At 64.8% G+C, this 14,790-nt stretch carries 15 protein-coding genes; 5 read left to right on the top strand and 10 right to left on the bottom strand.

Annotation, left to right across the window (positions count from 1 at the left end):
- Positions 1–40 precede the first annotated feature (40 nt).
- The 4 genes from panB to der all read left to right on the top strand — a co-directional run bounded on the left by panB (position 41) and on the right by der (position 4,458).
- Positions 41–868 carry a 3-methyl-2-oxobutanoate hydroxymethyltransferase gene (gene panB, locus AC13HB_RS13490; RefSeq protein ID WP_482950289.1) on the top strand — a complete coding sequence of 276 codons (828 nt, stop codon included), beginning with the start codon at positions 41–43 and terminating at the stop codon, positions 866–868.
- Positions 869–967: 99 nt separating this feature from the next.
- Positions 968–1,678, top strand: a complete 711-nt coding sequence (locus AC13HB_RS13485) for a tetratricopeptide repeat protein (RefSeq protein WP_482950288.1) — start codon at positions 968–970, stop codon at positions 1,676–1,678.
- Complete coding sequence (locus tag AC13HB_RS13480) at positions 1,671–3,053, top strand: outer membrane protein assembly factor BamB family protein (RefSeq protein ID WP_482950287.1); 1,383 nt, start codon at positions 1,671–1,673, stop codon at positions 3,051–3,053. Before AC13HB_RS13485 ends, AC13HB_RS13480 begins: the two co-directional genes overlap by 8 nt.
- 10 nt (positions 3,054–3,063) lie before the next feature.
- A complete protein-coding gene (gene der, locus AC13HB_RS13475; protein ID WP_482950286.1) occupies positions 3,064–4,458 on the top strand; it encodes a ribosome biogenesis GTPase Der in 1,395 nt (464 codons plus the stop codon).
- A gap of 18 nt (positions 4,459–4,476) precedes the next feature.
- On the opposite strand, the gene AC13HB_RS13470 is transcribed toward der, so the two are convergent.
- The 10 genes from AC13HB_RS13470 to rpsF form a co-directional block, all read right to left on the bottom strand.
- Positions 4,477–4,953, bottom strand: a complete 477-nt coding sequence (locus tag AC13HB_RS13470) for a GNAT family N-acetyltransferase (RefSeq protein ID WP_482950285.1) — start codon at positions 4,951–4,953, stop codon at positions 4,477–4,479.
- Positions 4,954–5,077: 124 nt separating this feature from the next.
- The gene (locus AC13HB_RS13465; protein ID WP_482950284.1) at positions 5,078–5,806 is read right to left on the bottom strand and encodes an SDR family NAD(P)-dependent oxidoreductase; all 729 of its coding nucleotides are present in this window, start codon (positions 5,804–5,806) and stop codon (positions 5,078–5,080) included.
- Positions 5,803–7,284: an amidophosphoribosyltransferase gene (gene purF / locus AC13HB_RS13460; RefSeq protein WP_482950283.1), complete on the bottom strand. Its 1,482-nt coding sequence runs from the start codon at positions 7,282–7,284 to the stop codon at positions 5,803–5,805. Before purF ends, AC13HB_RS13465 begins: the two co-directional genes overlap by 4 nt.
- Positions 7,281–7,925: a CvpA family protein gene (locus AC13HB_RS13455; protein WP_482950282.1), complete on the bottom strand. Its 645-nt coding sequence runs from the start codon at positions 7,923–7,925 to the stop codon at positions 7,281–7,283. Before AC13HB_RS13455 ends, purF begins: the two co-directional genes overlap by 4 nt.
- Before the next feature lie 12 nt (positions 7,926–7,937).
- Positions 7,938–9,314 (bottom strand): DNA repair protein RadA, encoded by a 1,377-nt coding sequence (gene radA, locus AC13HB_RS13450; RefSeq protein WP_482950281.1) that lies wholly within the window; start codon positions 9,312–9,314, stop codon positions 7,938–7,940.
- Positions 9,315–9,424: 110 nt separating this feature from the next.
- Positions 9,425–10,555, bottom strand: coding sequence for an alanine racemase (gene alr, locus AC13HB_RS13445; protein ID WP_482950280.1), 1,131 nt, complete (start codon positions 10,553–10,555; stop codon positions 9,425–9,427).
- A complete protein-coding gene (locus AC13HB_RS13440; protein WP_482950279.1) occupies positions 10,533–12,023 on the bottom strand; it encodes a replicative DNA helicase in 1,491 nt (496 codons plus the stop codon). Before AC13HB_RS13440 ends, alr begins: the two co-directional genes overlap by 23 nt.
- Positions 12,024–12,320: 297 nt before the next feature.
- The gene (gene rplI / locus AC13HB_RS13435; protein ID WP_482950278.1) at positions 12,321–12,965 is read right to left on the bottom strand and encodes a 50S ribosomal protein L9; all 645 of its coding nucleotides are present in this window, start codon (positions 12,963–12,965) and stop codon (positions 12,321–12,323) included.
- Positions 12,966–12,977: 12 nt separating this feature from the next.
- A complete protein-coding gene (gene rpsR / locus AC13HB_RS13430) occupies positions 12,978–13,232 on the bottom strand; it encodes a 30S ribosomal protein S18 (RefSeq protein ID WP_138510340.1) in 255 nt (84 codons plus the stop codon).
- 13 nt (positions 13,233–13,245) lie between these two features.
- A complete protein-coding gene (gene rpsF, locus AC13HB_RS13425; protein ID WP_482950277.1) occupies positions 13,246–13,599 on the bottom strand; it encodes a 30S ribosomal protein S6 in 354 nt (117 codons plus the stop codon).
- A 240-nt stretch (positions 13,600–13,839) separates the two neighbouring features.
- Between rpsF and fabD the strand changes: the two genes are divergently transcribed.
- Positions 13,840–14,787, top strand: coding sequence for an ACP S-malonyltransferase (gene fabD / locus AC13HB_RS13420; RefSeq protein WP_482950276.1), 948 nt, complete (start codon positions 13,840–13,842; stop codon positions 14,785–14,787).
- Positions 14,788–14,790 lie beyond the last annotated feature (3 nt).

The following is a 14,790-nucleotide window of genomic DNA, read 5'->3' as shown; positions in this document are numbered from 1 at the left end:
TGCTGGTTTAGGGTCTTCGCGAAAACCGGAGGCCCTTTTCATGTCTGCCCAAACCAAGGCTCGTCGTATCACCGCACCGGATATACGCGCCCGCAAAGGCGGCGAACCGCTCGTTTGCCTCACCGCCTATGACGCGCCCATGGCACGCATCCTCGACCCGCATTGCGACCTTCTCCTCGTCGGCGACAGCGTCGGCATGGTGGTGCACGGGCTCGATTCCACCATCGGCGTGACGCTCGACATGATGATCATGCACGGTCAGGCGGTCATGCGCGGTGCGAAGCACGCCCTGGTCGCGGTCGACATGCCGTTCGGCAGCTACGAGGAATCGCCGGAGCAGGCCTTCGCCAATGCCGCCCGTGTGATGGCGGAGACGGGCTGTCAGGCGATCAAGATCGAGAGCGGCACCTATGCCGCCGAGACGATCAGCTTCATGGCCGAACGCTCCATCCCGGTCATCGGCCATATCGGCCTGCGTCCCCAGGCGGCGCTCGCCGAGGGCGGCTTCAAGGCGAAGGGGCGTACCGAAGCCGAGCGTCAGCGGGTTATCGACGAGGCCGTGGCCACATCCGATGCAGGCGCCTTCGCCATCGTCATCGAAGGTGTGGCCGAGGATCTCGCGCGGGAAATTACACAGGCGGTCGCCGTACCGACCATCGGCATCGGTGCATCGGCGGCCTGCGACGGACAGATCCTCGTCACCCAGGACATGCTGGGCGTGTTCGACTGGACCCCGAAATTCGTCAAGCGTTACGACAACATGGCGGAACGGACCGACGCCGCCGTCGCGCGCTATGCCGAAGAGGTGAAGGCGCGCAGCTTTCCCTCGGCGAGCGAGGTCTACACATTGGGCCGCAAGGACGGTTGAGTCGTGTTGCCGCGGGAGCCCGGCAAGGCTAGGGTCCGGCCAACGCTTTGATCGCGCGCCGGTTGCGCGCGCTGCATGAAATGACGGAGTCGCATCGACGTGGTCGATATTTTTGAAGAAGTCGACGAAGAACTTCGCCGTGACAAATACGACGAACTGACGCGCAAATACCTGCCATGGGCGCTCGGTGCCGCAGGAGCCATTGTGCTGGGCGCGACCGCCTACTGGGCTTGGGAGAGCTGGACGACCAGCCGTGGGGAAGCCTCGTCGGAGACCTATTTCGCGGCCCTCGACCAGTATGAGAGCGGCGAGCTGGCGCTGGCCGATGCCGGTTTCGAGACGCTGTCCGAAACGGGGGCTGGCGGTTATCCGGCGCTTGCGCTCATGAATCGCGGCTCCATCGCCCTGGAGCAGGGTAATCCGGAAGAAGCAGCAGCCCTGTTCGAACAGGCAGCCGCTGCGACCGGGGAAGCCGTCGTGTCCGATCTGGCCGAACTCAAGGCCGCCTGGGCCCGCTGGCCGAATCTGAGCTTCAACGATATCGAGCTGCGCCTGACGCCGCTGACCGATGATACCGATCCCTACCGCTTCCTGGCGCGCGAGGCGATCGCCGCAGCGGCCCTGCGGGACGGAAATATCGAGCGGGCGCGCGACGACTATCAATTCCTCAGCTTCCAGCTGGAGACGCCGGAGGGGGTTCGGCGCCGGTCCCAGGAAGCCCTCGCCATGATCGCCCAGCACGATGCGCTGGCGCCGGCCGAGGCCGGGGATGAGACCACACCTAATGCCGGGGAAGCTGGTGATGATTGATGTAACGCGTTTCCGCGGGCTGCTGGCTGCGGCCCTTATCGTGCCGCTAGCGGCCTGTTCCTCGGTCTCGGTGCCCAACCCGCTGGATGTAATTCCCGGGATTGGCAGCAATGACGACAATGACGAACTCAATGGCGAGGCGCCGACCGATGGCCGCGTCTCCATTCTGAGCTTCGAACAGGGCCTGCAGCGCGACGAGAACGCGGCGCCGGCCGATGTGTCGCTGCCGCCGCCCTATGTGAATGCGGTCTGGCCGCAGCCGGGCGGCTACCCGACCCACGCGCTTCAGCACACCCAGGCGAGCGGCTCGCTCGATGTGGCGTGGCGCGAGAGCTTCGGCGCCGGCTCCGACAATGACCGTCGCCTCAATGCGCGTCCGGTGATCGCGGACGGCAAGGTCTTCGCCATCGATGCACGCGGCGCGGTCTCTGCCATGGATGCCGATACCGGCGAGCGTATCTGGCAGCACAGGATCGAGGCACCGAGCCGCCGCGACCAGATGGCTTTCGGCGGCGGTATAGCCTTCGCCGAAGGGCGCATCTACGCGCATGCCGGATACAATTTCTTCGTCGCGCTGGATGCCGAGAGCGGTAGTGAAGTCTGGCGTACCGAGACGCTGGTGCCTTTCCACGGCGCACCGACCGTCGTCGACGGGCGCGTCTTCGTCTCGTCGGACGATAACGAACTCCTGGCGCTGGACAGCGATAACGGCTCCGTCCTGTGGACCTATCAGGGCATCGTCGAGAGCGCGCGCCTGCTGACAGCACCGAGCCCGGCCGTACTGGGCGATCTCGTGGTCGCGCCCTTTGCATCCGGCGAGCTGATCGCGCTGCGCGTACAGAACGGAAACCCGATCTGGTCGGACAGCCTGACGCGCTCGGGCGGTCTGACGGCACTGTCGGAAATCAACGATGTGGCGGGTAGCCCCATCGTGATCGACAACACCGTCTACGCCATGAGCCATTCCGGCATTCTGGTCGCCATTTCGCTGCGCACGGGCGAGCGCCTGTGGAGCCAGCCGGCCGGCGGATCTCATGCGCCGTGGGTTGCGGGCGATTATCTCTACGTCACCACCAGCGAGGCCGAGATCGTCTGTCTCAACCGGCATGACGGCACGGTACAGTGGATCAGCCAGCTCGACCTGTTCGAAAATCCGCGCAAGCGCAAGAACCGCATCGCCTGGACCGGACCGGTTCTGGCCGGCGGGCGGGTGGTCGTGGTGGCGAGTAATGGCGAGGTTCGCATCCTCAATGCCTATGACGGTGCCGTGATGCGCGAGATGGATCTGAACGACGATGTGTTCGTGGGACCTGTAATCGCGAATGAAACCGTCTATGTGGTCACCGATGAGGCGCGGCTGATCGCGCTGCGATAGGCGCAAACGCATGACTGCAAACCTGCCCCGCATCGCCGTCATCGGACGGCCGAATGTGGGAAAATCGACCCTGTTCAATCGTCTGGCGGGTAAACCGCTGGCTATTGTCGACGACCGGCCGGGTGTCACCCGGGACCGGCGCGAGGCGCGTGGTCGCCTGGGCGATCTGCCCATGCTGCTCATCGACACCGCGGGATATGACGATGGCGAGAAACAGGGCCTGGACGCCGAGATGCGTCTGCAGACGGAAATGGCTATCGGCGACGCCGATATCTGCCTGCTGCTGATCGATGCCCGCGCCGGCGTCACCCCGCTCGACGAGATTTTCGCGGACGTCGTCCGAAAGTCCGGCAAGCCGGTCATCGTCCTTGCCAACAAGTGCGAGGGCAAGGCGGGCGAGGGCGGTCTCATGGATGCCTACGAGCTCGGCATGGGCGAGCCCATCGGCCTGTCCGCGGCGCATGGCGGCGGGATCGGCGATCTTTACGACGCCCTGGTCGAGACGCTGGGCCGCGAGAAGGTCAAGGAGGCGCGCCGCGCCGGACGGGACGAGGGCGAACCGCCGCTGCGTATCGCGGTCATCGGCCGTCCGAATGCAGGCAAGTCGACCCTGATCAACACGCTGATCGGCGAAGAGCGCCTGATCACCGGGCCGGAGGCCGGGATCACACGCGATGCCATCTCCATCGACTGGATGTGGGACGGGCGCCGGGTGCGCCTGCACGATACGGCCGGTCTGAGAAAGCGCGGCAAGGTCGCCGACCGGCTCGAACGCATGAGCGCGGCCGATACGCTGCGCGCCGTGAAGTTCGCCGAAGTCGTGCTGCTTCTGATGGATGCGGAACACCCGCTCGAAAAACAGGACCTGCATCTGGCGGACATGGCCTACAAGGAAGGCCGCGCCGTCGCCATCGCCATATCCAAGATGGACCTTGTGCCCAATCGCGAGGCCTATCTAAAGGAAATTCAGCTCGAGTTCGAACGCCTTCTGCCGCAGATGACCGGCGCTCCGATCCTGCCCATCTCGGCGGTGAAGAAGAAGGGCCTCGACGCCATCATGCCGACCCTGTCGCGCCTGCATACCGACTGGGACGCCAAGGTGAAGACGCGCGACCTCAATGACTGGCTGCATGAGATGACCGAGCGGCACCCGCCGCCCGCCGTCAATGGCCGCCGCATCAAGCCGCGCTACATCACCCAGACCAAGGGCCGTCCGCCGACTTTCGTCATGATGTGTTCGCGTGCCGGCGATCTGCCGGAGAGCTACAAGCGATATCTGGTCAATGGTCTGCGCGAGGCGTTCGACCTGCCGGGCGTGCCGATCCGTCTCATCGTCAAGGCGGGCAAGAACCCCTATGTCGACGGCTCGCGCGGTGGCAGCGGGCCTGGAACGGCCAAGAAATAACCCTTGCGCGCCGCGGTCTCAGACCGTTTCCAGACGGAATTTCCTGAATAACTCGCCGTGATGTTCGATCGTGCCGGTTTCCTGTGCGCCGAGGCGGGCGAGCGCTCCGACATGGCGGCGTGAAGGCGGCAGCAGGAAAGTGATGGCCGGGATGCGCGCGTCCGCGCGTGCGAAGGCCAGCGCCTTCCGGGTGACCGGCGCGCCGAGGCCGAATTGGTCCGTGCGCAGGACGAGGCCGTAATCCCAGTCCTCACCCTCCTTCTGGAAGCCGCCCCAGCCGGCATATTCACTGTCCGCCAGGATGGCCCAGTGTCCCAGCCCGTCGCGCGTCCAGCAGGCCTCCTTGGCCGCGATGAAGGCCTCGCAGCGCGTCTCGTCCCAGATGCCGTCCAGAAGCGGCATGTGCGCCTTCAGGCGCGGATCGGACATGTGTGCAGCGATCGTGACGGGCGAGATTTCCGTCAGACGTGTGAAGATGATGTCGGGTGTGGTCACGGGAAAGATCCGGGCGCGTTGTCTCAGACGCCCACCGCCTATCACCGGGCGCTATGCGAGCCCAGTGCCGGAACGGTCCGTTGACAGGAAGTTGAGGGCGCGTGAGCGGGGCAGGACCCGCGCGTCAGGCGGTCTGCTTCGCCTCGAATTTCACGATTTCGCCGTGACGCGTGCAGTCCGGACCGACGAGCTCGGCGATGGTCGGCCAGAGCGCGGCGGGTTCCGGCAGGCTCATCGGGTCTTCGCCCGGGAAGGCCTTGGCGCGCATCTGGGTGCGCATGGCTCCCGGATAGATCGTATTGATCCGGATTTTCGGATTGTTGACGTGTTCGTTGGCCCAGCTTTCCACGAGAGCGTCCAGCCCGGCCTTGGAGGCCGCATAGGGCCCCCAGAAGGCGCGGCGCGAGGCTGCGGCGCCCGAAGAGATGAAGACCGCGCGACCGGCGTCGGAGGCCAGCAGAGGCGCTTCGAAGGCGCGGATCATGCGGGCCGGAGCCATCAGATTGATGGCGACGACCTCGTTCCAGGTCTTTGCCTTGACCTGTGCGGCCGGCGTCAGAACGCCCAGGGCGCCGGCGGCCGCCAACAGGATGTCGAGCTTGCCCCACCGTTCCGTGATGATCTTGCCGAGCTGCTCGATGCCGTCCTCGGACTTGAGGTCCATCGGCACGAGCGTGGCGCTGCCGCCCGCTGTGCGAATTTCGTCGTCCAGCTCTTCCAGCCCGCCCGTGGTCCGCGCTGTTGCGATGACATGCGCACCGGCTTTCGCCAGTTCGAGCGCCATGGCGTAGCCGATACCGCGAGAGGCCCCGCTCACGAGAGCGAGACGGCCGTTCAGATCGAGAGAGGTCATGCGTCCACCAGAAGGGAGAGCTGGAATTCCTTGGCCGAGAGAGCGCGTTCGTGATCCATCAGCAGGGTCGGGTATTCGCCGGTGAAATAATGATCGGCGAGTTGCGGGGCGTCGTCATTGCGCGGCTCGGCCACCACGGCCTGGTAGAGGCCGTCTACGCTCAGAAAGCCGAGGCTGTCCGCCTCGAGCTTCTTGGACATTTCATCGATCTCCATATTGGCGGAGATGAGTTCTTTACGACCGGCCATGTCGATGCCGTAGAAGTCGGGATATTTGATCGGCGGGCAGGCGGAGCGGAAATGGACTTCCGTTGCACCGGCCTCGCGCATCATGCGCACGATTTTCAGCGAGGTCGTGCCGCGTACGATGGAATCGTCGATCAGCAGAACGCGCTTGCCCTTCACCACGGCCGCATTGGCCGCGTGCTTGCGGCGGACCGAGAGGTCGCGGCGGTCCTGGGTCGGCTGGATAAAGGTGCGGCCGACGAAGTGCGAGCGGATAATGCCGAGCTCGAACGGGATGCCCGAGGCTTCCGAATAGCCGATCGCTGCCGGCACGCCGCTGTCGGGTACCGGAATGACGACATCCACATCGGCCGGGGTCTCGAGCGCCAGCTGGCGGCCCATTTCCTTGCGGGCTTCGTAGACGCTGCGTCCGCCGATGACCGAGTCCGGGCGGGCGAAATAGATATATTCGAAGGCGCAGGCGCGGGCCTTCTGCTCCGGCGCGAAGCGCTCGGAGCGGATACCGTCCTCGTTGACGACCACGGCTTCGCCCGGCTCGACTTCGCGGATGAATTGCGCGCCGACCATGTCGAGGGCGCAGGTTTCCGAGGCGAAGATAATGGCGTCGCCGAGCTGGCCCATGACCAGCGGCCGGATGCCGAACGGGTCGCGCGCAGCGACGAGGCGGTCATTGGCCATGGCCACAAAGGCGAAGGCGCCCTGGACCTGTTTGAGCGCCTGCAGGACACGATTGGTCAGCTTGGTCTTCTTGGACAGGGCGGCAAGGTGGAGCACCACCTCGCTGTCGCTGGTCGACTGGAAGATGGAGCCGCGATTGACCAGCTCTTCGCGCAGGACGCGGGCATTGGTCAGATTGCCGTTATGGGCGAGGGCGATACCGCCGCTGCGCACATCGCTGTAGAGCGGTTGTACATTGCGCAGGACCGAGGCGCCTTGCGTGGAGTATCGGGCATGCCCGATCGCCACCCGGCCGGGCAGGCGGTCGGGCAGGTCGGGCGAGGTGAAGTTCTCGCCGACAAGTCCTAGATAACGCTCGATGTGGAAACGCGACCCGTCATGGGTCGCGATACCGCAGGCCTCCTGTCCGCGATGCTGCAGGGCGTGGAGCCCCAGAGCGGTCAGGATGGCGGCGTCGTCCGCGCCGTACACGGCGAACACGCCGCATTCTTCCTGGGGGCGATCCGCTTCGGGATCGTAAGTCAGTGTGGCGGGAATGGCGTGCTTATCGCTCATCCATCGTCTTCCTGGTCATCCGTGGCCGAACCGATGAGGTCATCTAGTCGGTTTCGATCGCGTCTGCCATAGGACGTGTCATCATTTCTTATTGTTTCTGCAATCGGATCGCTGCTGCTGCGAGGCAGGGGGCGGGTTTCCGCGATATGCGATGTCTCCGGCGCCAGCGTCTGCAGCGCCCGCGCGGTGGCGTTCACGACCGGATAGATCTTGGCCTGGGTGATCCAGCTGGGTGGTCGCCCGTCCTCGCCGAGCGTGGCGGCGAAGAGAATCACGCCGAGGCCGAGCAGGACAAGACCACGGGCCACGCCGAAGGCGAAGCCCAGTGTTCGGTCGACCACATTCACATCCTCGCCCTTGGCCAGGCCCTTGGACAGGGAACTCGTCACGAAGGTCACGGCCAGATAGATGATGATGAAGACGAAGGCGCCGACGGCGAGCGGGGCGACCCAGTCCGGATCGATCATCTCGCGGGCCGGCCCGATAAAGGCGGGCAGGGCCCACAGGGTCGCCAGAGAGGCGGCGACGAAGGCGGTGACGGACAGGGCTTCCCGTACGAAACCGCGAACCAGGGCCAGAAGGCCGGACGCCAGGAGGATGGCAAGGCCGATCCCGTCAAAGGCCGTCAAGCTGCTTTCCATGGACGCGACTCCCTACTCGCCCGCCATCATCTTCAAAGTTTGCACCAATTCGAGCGCCGTGGCCACGCTGCGTACGCGAACGGGCGCGGTTTCCTCATCCGCCGCACGCGGCGCAAGGGCTTCGGTGAAGCCCAGCTTGGCGGCTTCCTTGAGACGGGCATCGGTCCGGCCGACCGGACGGACATCGCCGGACAAGCTGATTTCGCCGAAAACCACGCCCTTGGTCGGCAGCGGCACATCCATCGCCGAGGAGACGATGGCCGCGGCCACGGCGAGGTCGGCAGCCGGTTCGTTGATCTTCAGACCGCCGGCGACATTGAGGAAGATATCGCGGCCCGACAGATCGACGCCGCATCGCGCCTCGAGGACGGCCAGCACCATGGCGAGGCGGCCGCTATCCCAGCCGACCACCGCCCTGCGCGGCGTACCGAAGGCAGCGGGCGCGACCAGGGCCTGGATTTCGCTGAGCACGGGGCGCGTGCCTTCCATGCCGGCGAAGACGGCAGCGCCGGAATTCTCCTCTCCGCGCCCGTCCAGAAAGAGGGAGGAGGGGTTGGCGACTTCGCCTAACCCGCCATCGCCCATTTCGAACACGCCGATCTCGTCAGTCGGACCGAAGCGGTTCTTCACGGCGCGCAGGATGCGGAACTGGTGCGAACGCTCGCCTTCGAAATAGAGCACCGCGTCGACCATGTGCTCGACCACGCGCGGACCGGCGATCTGACCGTCCTTGGTGACATGGCCGACGAGGATGACCGTGCAATTGCGCTTCTTGGCGAAGCGCACCAGTTCCTGGGCGCAGGCGCGGACCTGGGCGACCGTCCCTGGAGCGGCGGCGAGCTGGTCGCTCCACAAGGTCTGGATGGAGTCGATGACGACGACGTCCGGCTTTTCCGCCTTCAGTCCGTCGAGAATATCGTTAAGCGCGGTCTCGGCCGCCAGCGCGACCGGGGCGTCAGCAAGACCGAGGCGCCTGGCGCGGCGGCGCACCTGGTCGATCGCTTCCTCGCCGGAGATATAGATGGCGTGCGTTTCCTGCAGGGCCAGACGGGCCATGAGCTGGAGCAGGAGGGTGGACTTGCCGATCCCGGGATCGCCGCCGACGAGGATTGCCGAACCGGGTACCAGGCCGCCGCCGCAGACCCGATCGAGCTCGACGATGCCCGATTTCAGGCGCGGCGGTTCCGGCGTGTCCGAGCCCAGATCGACGAGTTCCAGGCGTGCGGCACGGCCGCGCCGCTTGGGCGCGCTGGCCTGGGTGCCGAGCGGTGCTGAGGGGGCTTCCTCGACGAGCGAATTCCACGCGCCGCAGGCATCGCACTTGCCGGCCCATTTGGACTGAACGCCGCCGCAGGACTGGCAGACATAGACGGTGTCGGAACGCGCCATCGCGAATCGTCTCCTCTTCTGGAGGCTATTCAAACCGGGCGGGATGACAGAACAAGTCCTGTCGTCGCCCCGCCGCCGCATATCCAGCAGCGGTTTGCCTGGAGGACGACCTATTTTGTGGTGCGGGCCGGTTTGTATATGCGGTGGAAACGAAGGCCGAGACGGACCAGGAATTCGTAGGAGATCGTCGCGGCGCTGTTGGCGATGTCCTCGATATCGCTGCCGAGGAAACGCACATGGTCGCCCGGGCGGACATCCGTGGAGATCGCGCTGATATCCACGCAGATGAGGTCCATCGACACCTTGCCGAGGACCGGGACACGGGTTTCGCCGAAGCGGCCGAAACCGCCATTGCCGAAGGCGCGCAGTAGGCCGTCCGCATACCCAGCCGCGACTGTCGCCACGGTGCGCGGGCTGGGCGCATGATAGCTCGCGCCGTACCCTACCGGGTCGCCGGGTTCGAGATGGCGGATCTGCAGGATGGGCGCATCGATCTCGACGGCGGGAACGAAGGGGCAGTGCTGTCCGGGCGTCGGGACGCCGCCGAACAGGGCCAGGCCCGGTCGCAGCACGTCGTAATGAAAATCGCGCCCCAGCAGCACGCCCGCCGAATTGGCGAAGCTGGCCGGAATGCCGGGCAGGGCGCCGCGCACACGGGCGAAGCGGTCGCGCTGTTGCGCATTTAGCGGATGGTCGGGCATGTCCGCGCAGGCGAGATGGCTCATCACCTGACGGATATCGATGGCATCGAGCCTCGACGGATCTGCGATGAGGGTGTCTGTCTCTTCCGGGCTGAGGCCGAGCCGGTTCATGCCGGTGTCGATATGGATCGCGCAGGGAAGGTCCGGCGCGAGCGTCCGCACCTGTTCCAGCTGGGCCAGCTCGTTGATGACAGGGAACAGACCCGCCTCACGCAGGGCCGGCAGTTCGGACGGCCAGAAACCGTTGAAGACGAAAATGTCCGCCGGCCGACCGGCCAGGGCCTCGCGGGCTTCGCGCCCTTCCGAGGTGTGGGCGACGTAGAATTTTCTGCACCCGGCATCGGCGAGAGCCGGGATGATTTCCATCGCCCCTAGCCCGTAGGCATTCGCCTTCACCACGGCGCCGACCTCGGCGTCTGGAGCCAGCTTTTGCAGGGTCCTGTAATTGTCCTGGATCGCGGCCAGATCGATGATCAGGCGTGGAGCCGGTTCAGCCGTCAGGTCCGGCGAGGCGGGATCAGGACTCGTAATCGTCGTCATACCGGGTCTCGAGATCGGTGAACTTGGTCAGCATGCCGTCGAAGGCGAGCTTGGCCGATCCGATCGGACCGTGACGCTGTTTACCGATAATGACCTCGGCAACCTTCTCGATGCGCCGGAATTCCTCTTCCCAGGCCAGATATTCGGGCGTGTCCTCGCGCGGCTTCTCGCGTTCCTTGTAGTAAGCCTCACGATACACGAAGAGCACCACGTCGGCATCCTGCTCGATCGAGCCCGATTCGCGCAGGTCCGAAAGCTGGGGTTTCTTGTCGTCCCGGTTCTCCACCTGGCGCGAAAGCTGGGAAAGGGCGATCACCGGGACGGAGAGTTCCTTGGCGATGGCCTTGAGGGCCTGAGTGACCTCGGAGACTTCTTCCACGCGGCTGCCGCCGGAGCGGACATTGGAGCTGGTGACGAGCTGGAGATAGTCGACGACGATCAGGTCGAGGCCGTGGGTGCGCTTGAGGCGCCGCGCCCGGGCCGCCAGCTGTGCGATGGGCAGGCCACCGGTGTCGTCGATATAGAGCGGCAGGCCCTGGATCTCGAGCACGCCGTCGCGGATTTCCTCGTACTGGGTCGCGTCGATCGTGCCCTGACGGATCATGTAGCCGGGGATGGAGGTGTGGTCCGCGATCAGGCGTGTGGCGAGCTGTTCGGCCGACATTTCCAGCGAGTAGAAGCCGACCACGCCGCCGCGCACGGTTTTCTTGGTTCCGTCCGGTTGCATCTCGGCCTGGTAGGCCTTGGCGACGTTGAAGGCGATATTGGTCGCCAACGAGGTCTTACCCATGGACGGGCGGCCGGCGAGAATAATGAGGTCCGACGGGTGCAGGCCGCCGAGCTTGCGGTCGAGCTCCTTCAGGCCGGATGAGATACCGGCCAGCCCGCCATCGCGCTCATAGGCGGCCGAAGCCGATTCGACCGACTCGGTGAGGGCTTGCTGGAAACTCACGAAGCCGCGCGAGGCCGAGCCTTCCTCGGCGAGATTGTAGAGCTGCTGCTCGATGGTCTGGATCAGGGACCGGGCAGCGGTCTCCGTGTCGCTCGTTGCGGCGGTGGCGAGATCGCTGCCGATCCGCATGAGTTCGCGGCGCAGGGCCAGCTCATAGATGATCTTGGCGTATTCGACTGCGGCATTGCCGGTCGCGGCACCCTCGATGAGGACGGCGAGATAGGTCGTGCCGCCGATATCCTTGAGGCCGTCATCTTTGTCGAAATGCGTTTTCAGCACCACGGCGTCGGCCAGCGAACCGCGCCCGATCAGATCGATCGCGGTCTCGAAGATGCGGCCGTGCACCGGGTCGTAGAAATGGGCCGGCTTCAGCCAGTCCGCGACGCGGTGATAGACCTCATTATCGTAGAGCAGCGCCCCGAGGAATGCCTGTTCGGCATCCAGGTTGTGCGGCGCGGTGTCGATCTCGGAGACCTGGTTTTCGTCTTCGATGAACGGCTGCAACGCGGTCGACATGATACGGTTCCCCTCCGTTCCGCCGTCATGGCGGAAGACGGTTTTCTAACGGCCGCACCCGCGCAAGGCGAGACGTATAAACGGTCAAAAAACAGCGTGTGGATAGTGTTGATAAGCGGATTTAATGCTTTGAAAGCATGCGCTTGAGGCCCGATAGGCGTTGCTCGGGAGCTGCGTTTTCAAGGCGTTATGTCGCAAATTTTATCCACACGGGATACCGCGGAGCGTTTTGCGGCATAGAAAAAGGGCGGACCGAAAGGCCCGCCCTGATCCGTTTCCGAAGAAAGGCCGGAGCGCTTACTGCTCGGTCTTTTCCGTTTCGGTTTCCGCTTCGGCGTCGCCGGCAGTTTCCGCGTCCGCAGCCTGCTGGGCAGCCAGTTCCTGGCCTTCCTCGCTGGCTTCGAACAGCTCGGCCGCTTGCGCTTCGGCGATGGCGCGATCTTCGTCGGCCTGCGACGCGATCACGTCTTCACCGGCGGCCTGGCGTTCGGCTTCGTCCTCGGAGCGGGCGATATTGATCGTCACCGTGACCGAGACGTCGGCGTGCAGCTTGATGCGGATCTCGTGCAGACCCAGCGTCTTGATCGGCGCGTTCAGGACGACCTGAGAGCGCACGACCTTGGTGCCGGATCCGGACACGATGTCGGCGATGTCGCGCGATGTGACCGAACCGTAGAGCTGACCGCTTTCGCCGGCCTGGCGGATCATGACGAAGCTTTCGCCGTCGATCACTTCACCGGACTTGGCCGCTTCCGCAGCGCGCTCGGCATTCAGCTTCTCGAGCGCTTCACGCTCGGCTTCGAAGCGGGCCATGTTGGCCTCGGTCGCGCGCAGCGCCTTGCCTTGCGGCAGGAGGAAGTTGCGGGCGAAGCCGGGGCGCACGGAGACCACGTCACCCATGGCGCCGAGGTTTTCAACGCGTTCCAGGAGAACAAGTTTCATGACAGGTCCTCCTTAGTCGACCACATAGGGAAGCAGGGCGAGCTGACGGGCGCGCTTGATGGCGCGGGCCAGTTCACGTTGCTTCTTGGCCGACACCGCGGTGATGCGGGACGGCACGATTTTGCCACGCTCGGACATGTAGCGGAGCAGCAGCTTGGGGTCCTTGTAGTCGATCTTCGGCGCGTTTTCGCCGGAGAACGGGCAGACTTTGCGACGGCGCATGAACGGGCGGCGCGCCGGCAGGTTGGAAATGTTTCCAGAAGACATCGTAAGTCCTTTCCTAGTTCCGGTCGCGGCGGCCGCGGCGGTCATCCTTTTTGGTGAGGATGGCGCTCGGCTCTTCGCTGTGCTCGTCGACGCGCACCGTCATGTGACGGATGACGTCTTCGGACAGACGCTGCAGACGGTCCAGCTCGGCGACGACGTCCGCAGGGGCGTCGATGTCGATCAGGCCGTAATGGCCCTTGCGGGACTTGTTGATGCGGTAAGCGAGATTGCGCAGACCCCAGTATTCGGTCTTCGCGATCTTGCCGCCCTTTTCTTCGACAAGGGCTTTGGTCTCTTCGATGAGAGATTCCATCTGCGCCGGGGAGATATCCGGACGCGCGATGAAGATATGCTCGTAAAGTGCCATTTCGGCTCCCTTCATCAGCGGTTGCGGCGCACACCATGCCGAAGGGTCGGGCAGGTCTGCGGCGGCTCCCGTATCCGTGCCGGAACACCATGTTCCGAGGTCCAGGACAGGGACCGCAACCAAGCGAAGCGCGGGCCATAGCGGAAACGGATCGCATGTGCAAGCCGCAAGCGCCCTTGCGCGCTGGCGCTTACACACTGTATCGAGCGGGCACGTCAAATCTTGGGGGAGAGAATTTCAATGAAACTCGCCTTTGTCTTTCCCGGTCAGGGCAGCCAGGCCGTCGGTATGGGCCAGGAACTGGCCGCACAATTTGCGTCGGCCAAAGAAGTGCTCGACGAGGTGGATGCCGCGCTCGGACAGGATCTGTCCGGCCTTATGGCGAACGGTCCCATCGAAGAGCTCACGCTGACTGAGAATGCGCAGCCAGCATTGATGGCCGCCAGCCTCGCCGTCATGGCGGTGCTCGAGAGCGAGTTTGACGTAAACGTCAACGCCGCCAAATTCGTCGCCGGTCATAGTCTTGGCGAATATTCGGCCCTGGCCGCTGCGGGCGCGCTGACCATCAGCGATGCGGCGCGTCTTCTGAAACTGCGCGGTCAGGCCATGCAGAAGGCCGTGCCCGTGGGCGAAGGCACGATGGCCGCGCTCCTGGGGGCTGATGAAGAACTGGCTGCTGCAGCGGTTGCTGCGGGCGCAGAGGCGGGCGTCTGCGCGATCGCCAATGACAATGCGCCGGGCCAGATCGTGATCTCCGGCTCGACGGCCGCGATCGACGCGGCTATCGCCAAGGCGGGTGAACTCGGGCTGAAGAAGGCGATGAAACTGCCGGTTTCCGCGCCCTTCCATTGCCCGATGATGCAGCCGGCTGCCGATGCCATGGCCGAAGCGCTCGCGAGCGCCACGATCAATGCCCCGGCCGTTCCGGTCGTCGCCAATGTCACTGCGCGCCCGACCGATGATGTCGAGACCATCCGCCGCCAGCTCGTCGAGCAGGTTACGGGGCGTGTGCGCTGGCGCGAGAGCGTGATGTGGATGGTCGAGGAGAGCGGTATCGATACGCTCGCCGAGGCCGGTGCGGGCAAGGTGCTGTCCACCATGCTCAAGCGTACGACCAAGGAGGCGAAGGGCGTGCCGCTCAATGCGGCGGCCGATCTGGAAGCGTTTGCAGCGAGCCTGAAGGCGTAGGCC

This window comes from Maricaulis sp. B-26 (assembly GCF_056857855.1).
This window is presented reverse-complemented; position numbering and strand designations above follow the sequence as displayed.

Coding starts and splice junctions, on each gene's coding strand:
- panB (WP_482950289.1), top strand. CDS start 41: ATGTCTGCCCAAACCAAGGCTCGTCGTATCACCGCACCGGATATACGC.
- AC13HB_RS13480 (WP_482950287.1), top strand. CDS start 1,671: ATGATTGATGTAACGCGTTTCCGCGGGCTGCTGGCTGCGGCCCTTATC.
- der (WP_482950286.1), top strand. CDS start 3,064: ATGACTGCAAACCTGCCCCGCATCGCCGTCATCGGACGGCCGAATGTG.
- AC13HB_RS13465 (WP_482950284.1), bottom strand. CDS start 5,806: ATGACCTCTCTCGATCTGAACGGCCGTCTCGCTCTCGTGAGCGGGGCC.
- purF (WP_482950283.1), bottom strand. CDS start 7,284: ATGAGCGATAAGCACGCCATTCCCGCCACACTGACTTACGATCCCGAA.
- AC13HB_RS13455 (WP_482950282.1), bottom strand. CDS start 7,925: ATGGAAAGCAGCTTGACGGCCTTTGACGGGATCGGCCTTGCCATCCTC.
- radA (WP_482950281.1), bottom strand. CDS start 9,314: ATGGCGCGTTCCGACACCGTCTATGTCTGCCAGTCCTGCGGCGGCGTT.
- alr (WP_482950280.1), bottom strand. CDS start 10,555: ATGACGACGATTACGAGTCCTGATCCCGCCTCGCCGGACCTGACGGCT.
- AC13HB_RS13440 (WP_482950279.1), bottom strand. CDS start 12,023: ATGTCGACCGCGTTGCAGCCGTTCATCGAAGACGAAAACCAGGTCTCC.
- rplI (WP_482950278.1), bottom strand. CDS start 12,965: ATGAAACTTGTTCTCCTGGAACGCGTTGAAAACCTCGGCGCCATGGGT.
- rpsR (WP_138510340.1), bottom strand. CDS start 13,232: ATGTCTTCTGGAAACATTTCCAACCTGCCGGCGCGCCGCCCGTTCATG.
- rpsF (WP_482950277.1), bottom strand. CDS start 13,599: ATGGCACTTTACGAGCATATCTTCATCGCGCGTCCGGATATCTCCCCG.
- fabD (WP_482950276.1), top strand. CDS start 13,840: ATGAAACTCGCCTTTGTCTTTCCCGGTCAGGGCAGCCAGGCCGTCGGT.